This is a genomic window from Amycolatopsis aidingensis (assembly GCF_018885265.1).
GTDB classification, from domain to species: Bacteria; Actinomycetota; Actinomycetes; order Mycobacteriales; family Pseudonocardiaceae; genus Amycolatopsis; species Amycolatopsis aidingensis.
Genome location: NZ_CP076538.1, coordinates 2,478,748 through 2,496,472 on the forward strand (window position 1 = coordinate 2,478,748; position 17,725 = coordinate 2,496,472).

The 17,725-nt window shown below is 70.8% G+C and carries 14 protein-coding genes; 10 read left to right on the forward strand and 4 right to left on the reverse strand.

All coding sequences use genetic code 11. The annotated features are described in order from the left end of the window. Position 1: 1 nt before the first annotated feature. The 3 genes from KOI47_RS11800 to KOI47_RS11810 are packed head-to-tail and all read left to right on the forward strand — an operon-like array spanning position 2 to position 3,342. Positions 2-886, forward strand: coding sequence for an SDR family oxidoreductase (locus KOI47_RS11800; protein ID WP_216216017.1), 885 nt, complete (start codon positions 2-4; stop codon positions 884-886). Next, the gene (locus tag KOI47_RS11805) at positions 883-2,124 is read left to right on the forward strand and encodes an acyl-CoA dehydrogenase family protein (RefSeq protein ID WP_216216018.1); all 1,242 of its coding nucleotides are present in this window, start codon (positions 883-885) and stop codon (positions 2,122-2,124) included. The genes KOI47_RS11800 and KOI47_RS11805 overlap by 4 nt, the downstream gene beginning before the upstream one ends. Before the next feature lie 54 nt (positions 2,125-2,178). Continuing rightward, positions 2,179-3,342 carry a glycoside hydrolase family 172 protein gene (locus tag KOI47_RS11810; RefSeq protein WP_216216019.1) on the forward strand — a complete coding sequence of 388 codons (1,164 nt, stop codon included), beginning with the start codon at positions 2,179-2,181 and terminating at the stop codon, positions 3,340-3,342. Between the two features lie 4 nt (positions 3,343-3,346). Here the strand turns inward: KOI47_RS11810 and KOI47_RS11815 are convergent, their stop codons facing one another. The 3 genes from KOI47_RS11815 to KOI47_RS11825 form a co-directional block, all read right to left on the reverse strand. Further along, complete coding sequence (locus tag KOI47_RS11815) at positions 3,347-4,537, reverse strand: DUF222 domain-containing protein (protein ID WP_216216020.1); 1,191 nt, start codon at positions 4,535-4,537, stop codon at positions 3,347-3,349. Positions 4,538-4,901: 364 nt separating this feature from the next. Further along, entirely contained in the window at positions 4,902-6,896 is a 1,995-nt protein-coding gene (locus KOI47_RS11820; protein ID WP_216216021.1) for an SDR family oxidoreductase, read from the reverse strand. A gap of 52 nt (positions 6,897-6,948) precedes the next feature. Continuing rightward, the gene (locus KOI47_RS11825) at positions 6,949-7,155 is read right to left on the reverse strand and encodes a hypothetical protein (RefSeq protein WP_216216022.1); all 207 of its coding nucleotides are present in this window, start codon (positions 7,153-7,155) and stop codon (positions 6,949-6,951) included. Positions 7,156-7,364: 209 nt separating this feature from the next. Here KOI47_RS11825 and KOI47_RS11830 point away from each other — a divergent pair, with 209 nt between their 5' ends. Beyond that, entirely contained in the window at positions 7,365-8,600 is a 1,236-nt protein-coding gene (locus KOI47_RS11830; protein WP_216216023.1) for an NAD(P)/FAD-dependent oxidoreductase, read from the forward strand. 9 nt (positions 8,601-8,609) lie between these two features. On the opposite strand, the gene KOI47_RS11835 is transcribed toward KOI47_RS11830, so the two are convergent. Then, positions 8,610-9,851 (reverse strand): Bcr/CflA family multidrug efflux MFS transporter, encoded by a 1,242-nt coding sequence (locus tag KOI47_RS11835; RefSeq protein ID WP_216216024.1) that lies wholly within the window; start codon positions 9,849-9,851, stop codon positions 8,610-8,612. Between the two features lie 123 nt (positions 9,852-9,974). On the opposite strand from KOI47_RS11835, the gene KOI47_RS11840 reads away from it, so the two are divergent. From KOI47_RS11840 to KOI47_RS11865, 6 genes are all read left to right on the forward strand, one after another. Further along, the gene (locus KOI47_RS11840; RefSeq protein ID WP_216216025.1) at positions 9,975-11,198 is read left to right on the forward strand and encodes a PucR family transcriptional regulator; all 1,224 of its coding nucleotides are present in this window, start codon (positions 9,975-9,977) and stop codon (positions 11,196-11,198) included. 85 nt (positions 11,199-11,283) lie between these two features. Beyond that, positions 11,284-12,177 (forward strand): hypothetical protein, encoded by an 894-nt coding sequence (locus tag KOI47_RS11845; RefSeq protein WP_216216026.1) that lies wholly within the window; start codon positions 11,284-11,286, stop codon positions 12,175-12,177. Next, positions 12,177-13,952, forward strand: coding sequence for a GMC family oxidoreductase N-terminal domain-containing protein (locus KOI47_RS11850; protein ID WP_216216027.1), 1,776 nt, complete (start codon positions 12,177-12,179; stop codon positions 13,950-13,952). The genes KOI47_RS11845 and KOI47_RS11850 overlap by 1 nt, the downstream gene beginning before the upstream one ends. Before the next feature lie 35 nt (positions 13,953-13,987). Then, entirely contained in the window at positions 13,988-14,821 is an 834-nt protein-coding gene (locus tag KOI47_RS11855; protein WP_216216028.1) for a hypothetical protein, read from the forward strand. Then, positions 14,806-16,497, forward strand: coding sequence for a N,N-dimethylformamidase beta subunit family domain-containing protein (locus KOI47_RS11860; protein WP_216216029.1), 1,692 nt, complete (start codon positions 14,806-14,808; stop codon positions 16,495-16,497). The genes KOI47_RS11855 and KOI47_RS11860 overlap by 16 nt, the downstream gene beginning before the upstream one ends. A 43-nt stretch (positions 16,498-16,540) precedes the next feature. Beyond that, positions 16,541-17,704, forward strand: coding sequence for an alpha-hydroxy-acid oxidizing protein (locus tag KOI47_RS11865; RefSeq protein ID WP_216216030.1), 1,164 nt, complete (start codon positions 16,541-16,543; stop codon positions 17,702-17,704). The last annotated feature ends 21 nt before the right edge of the window (positions 17,705-17,725 follow it).

The following is a 17,725-nucleotide window of genomic DNA, read 5'->3' on the forward strand; positions in this document are numbered from 1 at the left end:
CATGGGAGCTTTGGACGGGCGCGTCGCCGTGGTCACCGGTGCAGGGCGCGGGATCGGCCGCGAGCACGCCCTGCTGTTCGCGGCCGAGGGCGCGAGCGTGGTGGTCAACGACCTCGGCGGGGGCAACGACGGCAGCGGCGCGGACGCGGGTCCGGCTCGGGAGGTGGCCGATGAGATCGTCGCGGCCGGTGGCCGGGCCGTCGCCAACACCGACAACGTGGCCGAATGGGATGGTGCGGGCGCGCTGGTGGAGCAGGCCGTTTCCGAGTTCGGCAGGCTCGATGTGGTGGTGAACAACGCGGGCATCCTGCGGGACGGCTTCATCGCCGGGCTCGAGGAGTCCCAGTGGGATGCCGTGATCAACGTGCACCTCAAGGGGCATTTCGCCGTGCTGCGGCATGCCGCGGCGTACTGGAAGGCGCGTTCCAAGGCGGGGGAGCAGGTAGCCGGCTCGGTGATCAACACCGCCTCGGCCTCTGGCACCACGATGCCGAACGCGGGGCAGGCCAACTACGGCGCGGCCAAGGCGGGTATAGCGGCGCTGACCCTGGTCGCCGCAGGCGAGCTGGAGCGCTACGGGGTGCGGGTGAACGCGATCGCCCCGATCGCCCGCACCCGGCTCACCCTGGCCACCCCCGGGATGGGCGCGATCTTCGCGCAGGAGGTGGAGGAGGGCGAGTTCGACGCGTTCAGCCCGGCCAACATCTCGCCGCTGGTGGCCTACCTCGCCACCGAGAAGTGCCCGATCAGCGGCAAGGTCTTCGCCGTGCAGGGCGAGGCGATCTCCGAGCTGGCCGGATGGCACGACGTGCGGACCATCGAGACCGAGGGCCCGTGGCGGATCGAGGACATCGCCGCGCGCCTGCCTGGCGAGGGGTCCGCATGATCGAGTGGTCCGAGACCGACCTGCTGATCAGGGACGCGATCAGGGAGTTCGTCGACAAAGAGATCCGGCCACGGGTGGACGAGCTGGAGAGCGGGGAGCTGCCGCCGTACGGGATCATCCGCAAGCTGTTCGCCTCCTTCGGGGTGGATGCGATGGCGCGGGAGTCCATCGGCAAGCTGCTGGAAAGCCGCCGGGCCAAGGAGGCGGGAGAGCGGACCTCCTCCGGTAACGGCCCCGGATTCGGGCTCGGCGGCCAGGAGGGGATGGCGCTGATCGCGATCAGCGAGCTGGCGGGGGTGAGCTTGGGCATCGTGGCCTCGATCGGGGTCAGCATCGGGCTCACCGGGTCCACCATCCTGTCCAGGGGGACGCTGGCGCAGCAGGAACGCTGGCTGCCCGGCCTGGCCACCTTCGAGAAGGTCGGCGCGTGGGCGATCACCGAACCGGACTCGGGTTCGGATGCCTTCGGCGGGATGAAGACCTATGTCCGCAGGGACGGCGACGCCTATGTGCTGAACGGGCGGAAGACGTTCATCACCAACGGCCCGTATGCCGACACCATCATCGTCTACGCCAAGCTGGACGAGGGTGACGGTGTCCCGGTACGGGATCGCAAGGTACTCACCTTCGTGCTGGACTCCGGAATGGACGGCCTCACCCAGTCCAAGCCGTTCAAGAAGATGGGCATGAACTCCTCGCCCACCGGGGAGCTTTTCTTCGACAACGTGCGGCTGGGCAGGGACCGGCTGCTCGGGGAGACCGAGGAGCACAAGGGCGGCGACGGGAAGGACAGCGCGCGGGAGAGCTTCTCCTTCGAGCGCATGGGCGTCGCCGCGCTGTCGCTCGGGATCATCAACGAGTGCCACCGGCTGTGCGTGGACTACGCGAACAGCCGCTCGCTGTGGGGCCAGGAGATCGGGCGGTTCCAGCTGATCCAGTACAAGCTGGCGAAGATGGAGATCGCCAGGCTGAACGTGCAGAACATGGTCTTCCGGACCATCGAGATGCTGCGTGCGGGCAGCCTGCCGACGCTGGCCGAGGCCTCGGCGATGAAGCTGTACTCCTCGGAGGCCGCCACCGAGGTCGCCATGGAGGCGGTCCAGCTCTTCGGCGGCAATGGCTATATGGCGGAGTACCGGGTGGAGCAGCTGGCCAGGGACGCGAAGTCGTTGATGATCTATGCGGGCAGCAACGAGATCCAGGTGACCCATATCGCGAAGGGCCTGCTCGGTACCTGACCGGTTCTGCCCGGCCTTCTTCGCTTGCTGCGCACCCGCTGATACGTTGCGTACATGGTCGATGTCACGGATCTGACGCGCGTTCCCACCGGGCTGGACTCCCGGGCGGCCACCTTCGAGAATCCGACCGGCGCACGTGGTGCCGGTGGCGCCGCGGCGGCGGGCCGGAAGGGCGCGCCCAGCAGGGATATCCAGCCGGGGGAGCGGGTCACCCTGGCGGATCTGCGCGGCCCGGGCACCGTGCGGCATGTGTGGATGACCTTCCCACCCGGCCCGCCCGAGCAGAACCGGGCGCTCTACCTGGAGGTGTTCTACGACGAACTGACGGAGCCGAGCATCTCGGTCCCGTGCCTGGACTTTTTCGGTGCGCCCCACGGCAGGCCGGTCGGTTTCGCCAGCGCGCTGAGCAGCATCCAGGAGGCGCGCGGCTGCAACAGTTTCGTTCCGATGGCCTTCGGCGACCGGTTCCGCGCGGAGTTCGTCAACGGCTCCTCGCGCCCGGTGAAGCTGTACTACCAGGTGGACTACACCCTCGAGGAGACGGCGGGGACAGGCAGGCTGCACGCGAGCTTCCGGCGGCAGAACCCCACGGCGCCGCGGGAGGACTTCGTGATCTGCGAGGGTCTCGCCGGGCCCGGCCGGTTCCTCGGCTGTGTGCTCGGCGTGCGGCCGTTGGACCCGGGAACCTGGTACGGCGAGGGCGAGGTGAAGGTCTACCGGGACGGCGACACCGAGCTTCCCACGATCTGTGGCACCGGCCTGGAAGACTATGTCGGCACCGCCTGGGGGATGGGCCCGCATCACGCACTCTACGGCGGCGCGCCACTCGAGGTGCGGGAGCCCGGTTCCGGCCTGGGAACATTGCCGGAGTTCGTCGGCTGCTATCGCTGGCATGTGCTGGATCCGATCGTGTTTGCGGAAGAATTGCGGGTCACTATTCAGCAAATCGGCGCCGACCATTTTCTGGAAGGTGAGCAGGACAGGTTGGACCGAGCAATCGCCGAAGGCAGGGTGGCTGGTAATGGCATCCAGCGGCGGCACGAGGGTCCGGTAATCGCCAGCGGCCTGTTCGAGCGGATCGACGACTACTGCGCGACTGCTTTTGTGGTATGCGAGCGTCCGCAACCGGTGCCCAAGGTAGACATCGGCCTGGCCACCGCGGACCTTTCCCGCCGCTCCTACGAGGAACCGGACGAGCTGGAATTCCTGTTCGCCTGAGTCCTCAGAACGGTGGTTTGTCGTTGTCTGGGGTGAGGGGTTCGTGGAGTGGTTCGCGTGGGCTTTGGTGGATGTCCCCGTGGGGTGTGGTGATGGTCGGCACCCCGTCGATCACCTCGTATTTCCATCCCGGCAGGTCCTTCAGGTGGTGGTCGCGCTCGCAGTACCCGACCAGCTCCTCCTCACAGGTGGTGCCGCCCTTGGCCCAGTCGGTGGTGTGGTCGTTCTGGCACTGCTGCGAGGGCCGGTGGCACCCGATGCCCTGACACTCCCGGTCCCGTACCCGCACGAACTCATCCAGCGCCGCCGGCGGCCGGTACCGCGTACGCCCCAGATCGGTGGGATGCCCGGTGGCCGGGTCGGTCAACAACCGCCGCCAGACGCTGTCGGGGTGGGTGGCCAGCTCCCGCGCCAACGACGCCGGGATATGCCCATGCCCGGCCACGTACCCCGGCTGCTCATCCAGCCCCAGCAGGGAGCTGGCCGCGAAGTACAGGTACACCTCCGTCCGCGGCGCCCGGATCTCACCCTGTTCCCGCAGGGTGAGGTCGGCGAACACGTCCGCCCGCAGTTGTTCCAACGTGCGACTGTCCCCTTCTTTCCGCATCCGTCGGGCGGCCCGGTCACACCGCGCATAAATCGCACTGGCCACCTCCGTCGGGAGGTCGGCCGTAAGGCTGGACACCCCATCGTCCTGATGGATGAGTTCCAGGGACCGTTGTGCCCGCCGCGCCCGGGTGCGCCGCGCCACCCCGTCCGGGTCCACGGCCAGCACCTGGTAGCGCACCGACCGCCGCAAACTCGTCCGGTCCTTGCGCTCCAGTTTGTCGCCCATCCGCTCATCCACCTCGCGGGCCTGGTGGTCGGTGAGGACCGCGGTGGGTTCCACCACCGCTTTCACCTTCTCCTGATCAATCCGGCCCTCCCGGAACGCGGCGAGGGTGTTCGGCAACCGGGTGAGGTGCTGCCCCAGCGCCAGGGCTTCCTCCACCCGGTGCCGGGTCCAGTAGAGGCGCCCGGCGATCTCGGTCACCAGCGAGACCCGCTCACCCCCGTCCTGGGCGAGGTCGGCCACCAGCAGCACCCGCCGCGCCTCCAGCCGGGCGATGGCGCGTTCGTTGGCCTCCAATAGGTCGAGTGTGGTGAGTGCGTCTTCGGGGGGATCCGTGTGCGGATCAGAACTGTGTCTGTCCATACCCATAATTGTATCGACGGGACCGACAAGAATTCCCCGTGTGAATGTGTACCCGCCGGTATTCACTCGAATGCGTGTTCGACACAGAATGCATGCCAGGCCGGGCCCGAGGTGCCCGTTCCGTGGGGTGCTGGCGCTAGCAACCAGCCCTGCTAGTGGTGATGCGTGCAGCGCCAGTGCCCCACGGCGCGCCGGAGGCGTGCCTGAAACCCAACCACAACCACCCCCACCACCCACGCGAACAGCAAACTCGCCAACGCGAACAGCAACGATGTACGGGAACGGCCAAAGCATGCGCGCGGACAGCCAAAGCGTGCGCGGGAACGGCAAACACACGCGCGTGGAGAGCAAACACGCGGGTCGGTCAGGGGCGGCGGCGCCAGAGGAGGCGGGTTGCGGTGGCGGCGAGGGCGGCCAACGGCGGGCGACGGGGGAGGTGGCGCAGTTCCGGGGCTGATTCGGGGACCACGTTGTACGCCAGGTTGGCGGCCAGGCGGGCGAGGCCAGGGACAACGCGGGCGGCGAGTTCGGCGGCCCGGCCCTCAGGCAGGTCGACGATCTGCGGGCGCCGCTCCAATGCCTTGATCACCAGGGCGGCGGCGCGTTCCGGGCTGCTGGAGGGCAGGGTCCGGTACAGGCCGGTGGGGGCGATCATCTCGGTGCGCACCAACGGCATCCGGACCGAACTGAAGCTGATGCCCGCGGAAAGGGTCTCCCTGCCGGCGGCCAGGCCGAACTCCTCCAGCGCGGCCTTCGATGCGAGGTAGGCCGCGAAGCGCGGGGTGTCGGTCTGCAGGCCCTGGGTGGTGACGTTCACGATGTGGCCGAACCGGCGCCGGGCCATCGAGGGCAGCAGGCCGAGGGTCAGGCGCACCGGGCCGAAGTAGTTGATCGCCATGGTGCGCTCGAAGTCGTGGAACCGCTCGGTGGACAGCAGCACCGAGCGGCGGATCGACCGGCCGGCGTTGTTGACCAGCATGTCCACCCCGCCGTGCTCGGCGAGCACGTCCTTGACCAGCGCGTCCACCGCCTCGTCCTCGGTGAGGTCGCAGGGGTAGGCCGCCGCCGCGCCACCCGCTTCGATGATCTCCGCGCGCACGGCCTCCAGCTCCTCGGCGCGCCTGGCCACCAGCAGCACGGTCGCGCCGCGCCGGGCTGCCCGCAGCGCGGTCGCCCTGCCGATCCCCGAGGACGCGCCGGTGATCAGCACGGTCCGGCCGTGCAGGGCGCCGCGGTGGTCTCGCGTCCGTGCCCGGTCCGGGTCGAGGTGCCCGCGCCAGTACCGGTACAGCGGCCCGGCGTACTCGGCCAGCTCGGGCAGTTCGACCCCGGAGCCGGCCAGTGCCGCCACCGTCGCCGCGGTGTCGAACTCGACCGCCATGCTCAGGTGCGGCAGCACCTCCAGCGGAATGCCCAGCTCGGCGAGCACGGCCGCGCGGGCCGCTCGTCCGCCGGGCAGCCGGTCGATCCCGGCCGCGGCGAACCCGGCGAGCCTGCCACCGGCCGCGCGGAACATCGCCGAGGCCGGGCCGGGCAGGGTGCCGCCGATCAGCGGTGCGCCCGCGGCCCGCGCGAAGGCGTTGTACACCTCGGTCAACGGCTGCGGCCGCGGCGAGCCGAGGTGGTAGGTGGCCCCGGAGGGGGCGTCCCGGTGCATCAGGTGATCCATGGCCGCGACCACGTAGTCCACCGGCACCAGGTTGGTGGCGCCGAGTTCCGGTCCGGCCAGCGGCAACCGGGAGGGAAGCGCGGCGAGCCGCGAGATGGCGGGCAGGAAGTAGTACGGCCCGTCGATCTTGTCCATCTCCCCCGTGCGCGAGTCGCCGACCACCGCGGAGGGCCGGTACACCGAGTACGGCACCGTGGTCTGCTGCCGAACCAGCCGCTCGGCCTCGAACTTGGTCGCGTGGTACGGCGACCCGAAGCCCTGTCCCAGATCGAAGTCGGACTCGGTGAACCGGCCCCTGTGGTCGCCTGCCACGGCGATGGAGGACACATGATGCAACCTGCCAACGCCCGCGGCCGCCGCGAAGGCCAGCACGTTGCGGGTACCGTCCACATTGGCCACGCGGTTGTCCGCATCGCCCGCGGTCAGGTCGTAGCTCGCGGCGAGATGCACCAGGTGGTCGATCGGCCGCAGCTGGGCGGGCTCCACCCCGAGGGCGTCGGTGGTGAGATCGCCGGTCACCGGAACCAGCCGCCGCGCACCCGGCCAGTCCCTGGTGAGCTCGGCCAGCCGTTCCCGCGAGGTCGCCCGGACCAGCGCGTAGACGGTGCCGGTGTCCGGTCGCTCCAGCAGCCGCGCCAGCAGCCGCCGCCCGATGAACCCGGTCGCTCCCGTCACGAAGTAGTTCGTCATCACCGGAATGATGACACTGACTACTGGCTAGTAGGTAAAGCTGTCACCCTGGTTACAGTTCCGCGGCCGGCTGGCCCGCGGCCACCACCGCGTCCCGCAGGGCGGCGCGCAGTCTGCCGACGTCGAGTGGCGCGAGGATGGCCGCCTCGCCCGGTGGCGCGACCAGCACTACGCGGTCGCTGCTCACGAACACGGTGAGCTCCCTCCGCCTGCCGGCGAGGTCCCGGCAGCTGATCGCCCATTCATCCCGCGCCGCCACGGCAATCGCCCCTCGTCTTCTCGGGTTCTGTTGCGTGCGCAGGGGAGACGGACACACCCGGTACCCGTGACGCCATTGTCGGAAATTCCTTGCCCACTCCGATGTCGACTCCGATCGGGCCACCGGCCGCACTGCCAGCCGCCTGCGCCGCGCGGTAGCGTCGAGGGTGTTCGCAGTGAGGTGCGCCACTCTTGCCGAGGGAGTCGACCATGTCCGAGCCGCAGCGAATCGTGATCATCGGCGGCGGCCTTGCCGGTGCCTCCGCCGCGGGTGCCCTGCGGGAGCAGGGCTACTCCGGTGATGTACTGGTGCTGGCGGCCGAGCCGCATCGCCCGTACGAGCTACCGCCGCTGTCCAAGGCGGTGCTGCTGGGCGATACCGACGAGCCGGACTGGGTGCACGAGGAGGGTTTCTACGCCGCGCACGACATCGACCTGCGGGCGGGGGTGGCCGCGACCCGGGTCGAGCTCGGGTCCCGGCAGGTCTTCGACGCGGCGGGCGAGCACCACCGCTACCACCGGCTGCTGCTGGCCACCGGCTCCTACCCACGCTCGCTGCCGGTGCCCGGGAGCGACCTGCCCGGCCTGCGCACCCTGCGCACCCTGGAGGACTCGCTCGCGTTGCGCTCGGCGCTGTCCGATGCGGAGCGGGTGGTGGTCGTCGGGGCCGGCTGGATCGGAACCGAGGCTGCGGCCGCCGCGCGCAGGCACGGGGCCGAGGTCACCGTGCTGGACCAGGCCACTGCCCCGTTGCGGGACGTACTCGGCGCGGAGATCTCGGCGATGTTCCGCGAGCTGCATGCCGAGCACGGGGTGCGCTGGCGGCTGGGGGTGCAGGTCAGCGAGTTCACCGGGGGACCGGAAGGGGTACGTGGGGTCCGGCTGAGTGATGGTGCCGAACTCGAGGCGGATGTGGTGCTGGTCGCGGTGGGAGCGGCCCCGCGGGTGTCGCTCGCGCACGCCGCGGGCCTGGAGCTGGCCGATGACGGCGCCGTCCGGGTGGATGCGGGCCTGCGCACCGCGGCCCCGGACGTGTACGCGGCCGGTGATGTCGCAGCCCACTTCCATCCGCGTTACGGCAGGCGGGTGCGGGTCGAACACTGGGCAAACGCCAGGCACCAGGGCAGCCACGTCGCAGGCAATCTGCTCGGCGCGCACGAGCCGTACCTGCGGGTGCCGTACTTCTTCTCCGACCAGTATGACCTCGGCTGCGAGTACCGCGGGCTGGCCGATCCGGACGCCGACGAGCTGGTGATCCGCGGTGAGCTGCACACCAGGGAGTTCATCGCCTTCTGGATGGTGCGTGGCCAGGTGACCGCCGCGCTGAACGTGAACGTCTGGGAGCACGGCGACGCCCTGCAAGCCCTGGTGGACAAGGGGATCCCGGTGGACGCCGATCGCCTCCGGCACGCCGACCTCGCCGAGCTGGCGGGTCAGACGGGCTGAGTTCGGCCGCTATGCCGTCGCGGGCAGGGCTTCCGCCGCCCGCCGCCGGGTCAGCAGGGCGTATACCAGCAGCGCGAGCAGCCCGAAGCTCGCCATGATTGTCGCCATCGGCAGCGCCGAGGAGGTGCCGCCGAGCCCGACCAGCGGGGAGGCCACCCCGCCGAGCACGAACTGCAGCACGCCCAACAGCGCCGAGGCCGATCCCGCGGTCTGCGGGTGGTCGGCCAGCGCGAGCGAGGTGATGTTCGGCATGGTGAGCCCGATGCTGGAGATGATCAGGAACAGCGGCGGCAGCAGGGCGACCAGCCCGAGCCCGAGGCTGAGCCCGAGCACCATCGCCAGTGCGCTGCCCGCGCCGACCAGCAGGCCGGTACGCAGCAGCACCCGTTCCGGGAACCGGCCGACGATCCGGCCGTTCACCTGGCCCAGCAGCACGATGCCGATGCCGTTGGCCCCGAACACCAGGCTGTACTGCTGCGGGCTCAGGCCGTAGACGTCCTGCAGCACGAAGGAGGAACCCGCGATATAGGCGAACAGGCCGGCCAGCACCAGCCCGGAGGCCAGCGCGTAGCCGAGGAAGGCCCGGTCACGCAGCAGCGCGAGGTAGGTGCGCGTCGCGGCGCCCAGCCTGGCCGGGGTACGCCGCTCCGGCGGCAGCGGCTCGGGCAGGGCGATCGTCACGACCAGCAGCAGCACCGCGCCGAACCCGGTGAGCACCAGGAACACCCCGCGCCAGGACGTCCAGTTCAGCACCTGGCCACCGGCTATCGGGGCCAGGATCGGAGCCAGCCCGGTGACCAGCATCAGCATGGAGAAGAACCGGGTCATCGCGGTCCCGCCGAACAGGTCCCGCACGGTCGCGCGGGCCACCACCATCCCGGCCGAGGCACCGATCGCCTGCAACCCGCGTGCCGCGATCAGCAGCTCCGCCGAAGGACTGAGCGCGCAGAGCACCGAGGCCGCGGCGTAGATGGTGATCCCGATCAGCAACGGCCTGCGCCTGCCGAAGGCGTCGGAAAGCGGGCCGATCACCAGCTGGCCGAGCGCGAGCCCGATGAAGAACGCGGTGAGGGTCAGCTGCAGGGTGGAGCTGGATGCTCGTAGGTCGCCGCTCATCGTGGGCAGCGCGGGCAGGTACATGTCGATGGACAGCGGTCCGAAGGCGGTGAGCCCGCCGAGGATGAGTGCGTAGCGGATGGTGCTGGGTGGCCGGCTACCGGTCGCCGGTCTTTCCTCCGTGTCCGTGCTCATCAATCTCCCACCAGTCGAGTCCCGCCATACACCAACTTGCATAGCCCTACTAAATATTCCCTGGGGGCGCGAACGAGTTTCGGCCGGGGCGCGCATACTGACCCGACGAGCTGGAGGGCGGCGATGGTCGAGCTGACGGAGCGGATGGCCAGGGCACTGGCCGACGAGCTGGACACGCTGACCGAGGACCTGGTTGCCGACATCCTCACCGAGAACCCCGGCTACCACGATGCCGCGCTGGTGACCCTGGCCGAGCTGCGCCATTCCTGCCGCACCAACCTGCGGCGGGTGCTGCAACTGCTGGGCGGGAGGGTGCCTGCCGGGGTGCAGCCCTTCGATGCCGCGGCGGCCACCGGCACCCGGCGGGCCGAGCAGCGGGTGCCACTGGACTCGGTGCTGCGTTCCTACCGCCTCGGCGGCCGGGTGATCTGGCGCGCCCTGGTGCGGATGGCCAAGGAGGACGAGCGGGTCGACAGGGAGCAGATGCTGGACGTGGCGACCGCGGTGTGGACCGTGGTCGACGAGGCGTCCTCCGCGCTGGCCAGGGCATACCGGGATGCCGAGGTACGGCTGCGCAGGCTGGACGAACACCGGCGGCACGCGCTGGTGGAGGATCTGCTGCGCGGCCGGGGCCAGGAGGGTGGATTCGCCGAGCAGGCCGCGGCCGAGCTGGGACTGCCGGTGCAGAGCTGCTACGTCGTGCTGGCCGCCGACCTGGCCGCGGACGGCACGCCGGGCCTGGCCGGTCCGCAGGACGCCCTCGCCGTGCACGGGGTCCGCTCGGTGTGGCAGCCGCGGGCGCAGACGCTGGTCGGGCTGGTGGCACTGGAACGCAGGGATGTGGGCTCGGTGCTGGAGCTGTTGCGTGCCGGGGTGCGCGCCAGGGTCGGGGTGAGCCCGAACGTGCAAGGGCTCGGTGAGGTCGGCACCGCGCACGACCTCGCCCTGCTGGCGCTGCGTACGCTGCCGCAGGAGGAGGCCGGCCTCGCCGCGCTGGACCAGCGCCTCCCGGAGGCGCTGGTGGCACGCTCACCCGAGCTGGGCGACCGGCTGGTGGAGGTGGTGCTCGGCCCGCTGCTGCGGCTGCCTGCCGCCGAGCGGGCCGTGCTGCTGGAGACGCTGACCGTCTGGCTGGAGACCAACCGTTCCGCCGCGGCCACCGCGGCGCGGCTGTACTGCCACCGCAATACCGTGCTGAACCGGTTGCGCAGGCTGGAAAGTCTGCTCGGGCATGCCCCGCACGACTACCGGGGTGGGCTGGCGCTGTCCCTCGCGCTGATCGCGCACGAGTTGCGGCACTGTGATCCTGCACACTCTGATACGGGACATTCTGGGCATTCGGCCTAGTGCTACTGGGCCATTCGGCTGTTAGACACAGAGTGCCGGATTGGCTACTCGTGACATCCGACCCCACCACGCGAGAGAAGCGACGATGAACCCGAAACCCCCGTTGGCGCGCCGTGCGTTCCTGGCGCGGATCGGCCTGCTCGGGGCCGCTGTCGGCGCAGGCGGCCTGTTGCCGCGCAGTGCGCTTGGCCCCGCACCCGCCGCTGAAGGTGACCCGCTGTCCGGGCTGGTCGGCCTGCTCCGCCCGGTGCTGGCCGAGCTGTCCAGGGACACCCTGAACGGCCTGACCGTGTTCGTGGTGCCCGGCACGGACCGGTACTCGACCGCGCAGGGCACGCCCAGTGACACCCCCGGCGGGCTGGCGGCCGAGGGCACCGACTTCCTGATGAACGCGCTGGACAACTTCGTGCCGTTCCCGGACCAGGTCGCCAAGCCGATCGGCGCGGCGCTGGCCACCGGCCTCGCCGACACCGGGATCGAGCTGCCCGGCCTGGACCTGTTGCCGGTCCAGCTGGGCACCCTGGACAAGGCCCTGCGCGCGTTGCTGGAGAACGACGCCACCCTCCCGCTCTCGCTGCCGATCGCCTCGACCCTGAACCTGCTGGCCACCCAGGTGAACCCGCTGGCGGTGAACGGGCCGTTCCTCTCCCCGTTCGCCCGGCTGTCCTACGCGGAGAAGGCCAGGGTGTTCCAGCTGCTGGAGGGCCAGGACTCCGATCTGGTCGCCCTGCTGGACGTGCACTTCCCCGAGCCGCTCCGGCATTCCGTATCCGGCCTGCTGAAGTTCGTCGGCGGTGCGCTCATCGAGTTCGCCACCTTCGGCGCCTACACCGAGTACGCGGTGTTCGACGAGCGCACCAAGCAGCTCACCGGCCGTCCGGTCGGCTGGCAGCTGACCGGCTATCAACCGAACGGCCCGGTCGAGGGCTGGGACGACTTCATCGGCTACTACCAGGGGCGGACGGAGGTGCACGACTGATGCGCGACGTGATCATCATCGGGGCCGGGGGTGGCGGCCCGGTCGTGGCCAAGGAACTGGCCGCCAGGGGCCTGGACGTGCTGGTGCTGGAAGCCGGGCCGCGGCACGCCGATCCCCGCGAGCAGTGGACCAGCTTCGAGAACGACGCGAACAACCCGCTGACCGGCTACTTCCGGCTCGGTCCCGAGGACCGCTCCCGCCCGGCCTGGTTCCGGGAGTGGCCGCAGAACTCCTTCGTGTGGCAGCTGTCCGGGGTGGGCGGCACCACCCAGCACTTCTACGGCAACTATCCGCGCGCCTACCCAGGGGTGTTCAACGACTACGACAAGCCGGACCGCGCCGAGTACGACGTCAACCACCGGTTCCCGTTCTCCTACGGGGAGATGGTGCCCTACTTCGAGTGGGTCGAGGCCACCGCGCCGGTGCTGACCGCGGCGATGGGGGCCAAGGAACAGACCTTCTTCCGGGGCTGCGAAACCCTCGGCCTGCCGGTGCAGACCACCAAGACCACGCTGGGACCCTCATACCGGCCGCAGGAGAACGCGGTGCTGCAACCGGGCGGCAACGCCGGGCGGACCACCGACCGCAACCTGCTGACCTACCCGCAGGCCACCGGCTGCACCCACTGCGGCTACTGCTTCCAGGGCTGCATGCGGCCGATCGGCGCGCCCCGCAACCAGTTCGCCAAGCGTTCCACCGACAACAGCTATGTGCCGATGGCGCTGACCGCGGACGTCTGGGCGCCTGGCGGGCGACCGGTGGAGCTGATCGCGGACGCCTACGTGACCAGGGTCCACGCCGAGTCCCGCGGCGGTGCGCTCACCGCCACCGGGGTGACCTGGCGGGAGAACGCCTCCGGTGCCGAGCATCGCGAGCAGGCGCGGGTCGTGGTGCTGGCCGGTGGCTGCACGGAGAACCCGCGGCTGTGGTTCAACAGCGGCCTGCCCAACCCGAACGACTGGGTCGGCCGCGGCTACACCGACCACTTCTTCGACTGGGTGGTCGGCGCGATGGACGACTACACCGGCAATCCCAAGGGGGTCGGCTCGGCCGCGCGGTTGGACTTCCCGCCCTACGGCGGTTTGGAGAACGTGGGTCTGCCGCCCGCGCTGAACGCCTTCGCGACCACGTTGTCCGACAGCGGGATCCGCGGCCAGTACACCAACGGGCGCGGCCCGACCGGACCGTGGGACGGGCCGGCCGGCCGGGTGATCGGACCGGAGTTCAAGGAGCTGATCTCCGGCGGGCTGGACCGGCTGCTGAGTGTCCTGGTGATCACCGACGACGATGTGGAGGCGGACAACCGGGTCACCCTCTCGGCGCTGCCCGCCGACGAGAACGGGCCGATCCCCAAGGTCTCCTTCCGGCACCGCAACCGCACCGCCCGGACCAATCGCAACCGGGAGTTCATGGCCCGCAAGGCGGCCGAGCTGCTGCGTGGGGCGGGCGCGAAGAAGGTGTACCGGATCGACTGGGCCCCGCTGATCCTGCACGTGCAGTCCTCGATGCGGATGGGGGAGTCGGAGCGGAACTCGGTGCTGGACGCCAACGCCGAGGCACGCGCGGTGAAACGGCTGTTCGTCGCGGACAACTCGGCGCTGGCCAACGCACTCGGCGGGCCGAACCCGACGCTGACCACGCAGGCGCTTGCCACCCGTACCGCGGAGAAGATCTTCCAGCGCTACTTCGGCGGTGACCCCTGGGTGCGCACGGAATCCCCGGTGGTCTCCACGGATCCGCGGATCAGCACCCGCCTGGGGGAGCTCGGCTTGTAACCTCGGCCACCGGTCGCACGGAGAGGGGTCGAGTCGTGCCGGTGGTGCAGTGGGAAGCGGGTTCGGTCAACGGGGACACCGGGATCCCGGTGAGCCTGCCAGCCGCGACGGACCCGGCGAACCGGGTCGTCGTGGCGGTCGCGGGCAACACCACGATCAGCACCCCCGCCGGGTGGACGCGCCGGGACCATACGGTCAACTGGCTCGGCCACTACCTGTTCGACAAGGCGGGGGACGGCGCCGCCGGGTGGCAGTTCACCGCGGGCGTCGCAGGCCAGCTGGCCTGGGTGGCACTGGAGATCGCCGGTGGCGAGTTCGACGCCATCGCCGCCGAGCAGGCGATCTGGGTGGCCACCCGCACCGCCCGCACCCCCGAGCTGATCCCTGGCCCCGGGGAACGGCTGCTGATCGCCAGCGTCGGCGGCGGCACGGACGGCGCGCCCTCCCGTTCGGTGACCTCCTGGCTGGCCGGGTTCGGCGAGCTGGCCGACCTCCAGGTGACCGGCGGCGCGGACAATCCCAGCCACGCGCTGGCCGTGCTGGAGGCGACCGCCGACGGGGTCTCGCCGTACGACACCGCGGTGACCTGGAACGGCAACGTGGTCTCACACGCGCGGATCCTGGCCAGCTACGCCACCGGATCCGGCGGCCCCGATGCGCCCGCGGTCACCGTGGGGGCCTCCCGCCCGGTGCTCGTGGGTGGGTCGGTCGGCCTGGACGTGCGGGCCGCGGCTCCGGAAGGGCAGACGATCACCGGCTACGCCTGGCAGATCACCTCCGGCGGCGGCAGCCTCACCGGCGCCGACACCGCCACCCCGGCTACACCGCTCCCGCCGGCCCCGGCCTCGCGCGCGTGCGCTGCACCGTGACGGCCTCCGGCGGAGGCAGCGCCAGCGCCGTGCTCACCGTCTCGCGGCACCACACCATCGTCGCGGCGGAGAACGCGCTGCCCGGAACGCCACGGGAGGAGTGGGACCTCGCCGACCCCGAACTCGGCGGCGTCCCCGGGCTACAGGGCTTCGCCGACGGGTTCAGCGCCGACACCGGAGGGCCGGTGCGGTTCAAGATTGCCCAGAACGACACCGCGGCCTGGTCGGCGCGGGTGTACCGGCTGGGCTGGTACGGCGGGGACGGGGCGCGCGAGCTGGCCGCGCTGACCCCGGACGCGGAGCAGTTGGCCGCCGCCCGCTCCCAGCCCGCCCCACGTAATGCCGACCCGGGGCACGCCCCGGCCTCGGCGGACTGCTCGAACTGGGCGGTGACCCTCGCCTGGGACCCGCCGTCCTGGGCGCCGAGCGGGGTCTACCTGCTGCGCCTGGAACGCGCGGACGGCGGCGCCAGCCACGTGCCGTTCGTGCTGCGGGAGGACACGCGCACCGCGGATCTCATGGTGATGCCAGCGGACTCCACCTGGCAGGCCTACAACGCCTTCGGCGGCCTCGGTGGGGCGCTGCTGGCAGGCAACAGCCTCTACCTCGGCACCGCGATCAACCAGTACTCCGTCGACTGCGCCCGTTATGTGCACTACGACCGGCCGATCGTGAACCGGGCCGCGGCCAACACCGGGCAGCGCTACGGCGCCGTGCAGTGGAGCAACTTCTTCACCGGCGAGTACCCGATGGTCCGGTTCCTGGAACGTAACGGCTACGACGTCAAGTACTACTCCTGCCTCGACGCGGCCGGTGACCCGGAAGGTGACCTGCTGCGCACGGTATCCGCGGCCATGTTCCTCGGGCACAACGAGTACTGGTCGGCGGACATGCGGTCCGGCTGGGAGGCGGCCAAGGAACGCGGGCTGAACGTGTTCAGCTGCGCGGGAAACGAGGTGTTCTGGCGCGCCGTGGGGGACCGCAGGGACGCCGAGGGGCGGCCCCGGCGCTGGGAGTGCCAGAAGTCCACCATCGACGGCCGTGGCAGCGGCCGTCCGGAGTGGACCGGTACCTGGCGCGACCCGGACGGCGCGGGCGAGGGCGGCGACGACCCGGAGAACCGGTTCACCGGCACCATCTTCTGCGTGAACGGCCCGGACTTCCGGCCGGTGGTGGTGCCGGTCGCGGGCGGCTACGCGGCCACCCCGCTGTGGCGCAACACCCCGGTCGCAGGGCTCGGCTCCGGGTCGTGGACCTCGCCGGGCCAGATCCTCGGGTTCGAATGGGACACCTACGGCCCGGATGGCGTCTCCACCACCGGCGGCCGGTTCCTCGCCGACCCGCACCCGGAGGCGATCTACTGCTCGAGCGCCACCTACCAGGTGAGCGCGCTGGTGCTGACCGACGCCGGGGACGTCTACGGCTCCGGCCGGGTCACCCACCGACTGGTGGTGCAGCCATCCGGCTCCTCCGGCGGGATCACCTTCGGCACCGGCACGGTGAACTGGGCGTTCGGAGTGGACGCGGCCAACACCTACCAGGCTGGTAACGACAACACCTCCACGGTGCTGCGGCAGGCCACCGTCAACCTGCTCGCCGATATGGGCGCCCAGCCCGCCACGTTGATGTCCGGGCTGGTCCCGGCGACCCCGGTGCGGTGGTATCCCGGCCCGTAGGATACCGGCGGGTAACGATCTGTTCCGTCTGTGGGAGGCCTGGGTGAGCGAGCGATTCGGCGGCTACCAGAACGAGATCTATCTCCAGGGGTACCAGGGCGCCACCCCGTTGCTCTCCACCGATACGACGAAGCTGGAGGCCGCGGCGCGGGACATGCTGGAGCCGGGCCCGTTCTGGTACGCCGCGGGCGCCGCAGGCACCGGGGCCACCGCACGGGCCAACCGGGAGGCCTTCGACCGCTGGCGGATCGTGCCGCGGATGCTGACCGAGGCCACCGAGCGGGATCTGGCCACCACCGTGCTCGGCACGCGCATGCCGGCTCCGCTGCTGCTGGCCCCGGTCGGGGTGCAGTCGATCATGCATCCGGAGGCCGAGCGGGCCACCGCGCGGGCCGCGGCCGGGCTCGGCCTGCCGATCGTGCTGTCCACGGCCTCCTCCAGCACCATCGAGGAGGTCGCGGCGGCGGGCGGGGAAGGGCCCCGCTGGTTCCAGCTGTACTGGCCGCACGATCCCGATGTCTGCGCGAGCATTCTCAGCAGGGCCAAGCAGGCCGGCTACAGCACGCTGGTGGTCACCCTGGACACCTGGACCCTGGCCTGGCGGCCTTGCGATCTGGACCGGGCTTATCTGCCGTTCCTGCGCGGTGAGGGTGTCGCCGTGCCGTTCTCCGATCCGGCCTTCCGCGCGCTGCTGGACAGGACCCCGGAGGAGGACCCGCCCGCGGCGATCCTGCGCTGGATCTCCCTGGTCACCGGCGCCGACCGGAGCTGGGACGCGCTGCCCTTCCTGCGCGAGCACTGGGACGGCCCGATCGTGCTCAAGGGGATCCAGCACGTGGACGACGCCCGCCGCGCGGTGGATGCCGGGATGGACGGGATCGTGGTGTCCAACCACGGCGGGCGCCAGGTGGACGGCGCGATCGCCGCGCTGGAGGTGTTGCCGGAGATCGCGGGCGCGGTGGGCGACCGGATCGAGGTGCTGTTCGACTCGGGCGTGCGTTCCGGGGCCGACCTGCTCAAGGCGCTGGCGCTGGGTGCGCGGGCGGTGCTGCTCGGCAGGCCGTACGTCTACGGTCTCGCGCTGGGCGGTGAGGACGGTGTGCGGCATGTGCTGCGCAGCGTGCTGGCCGACTTCGACCTCACCATGGGGCTGTCCGGGCACCGGAGCCTGGCCGAACTGGGTGGTGCCTCGTTGCGGCGGTCTTGACCACTGCGCGCGGTTATCCGC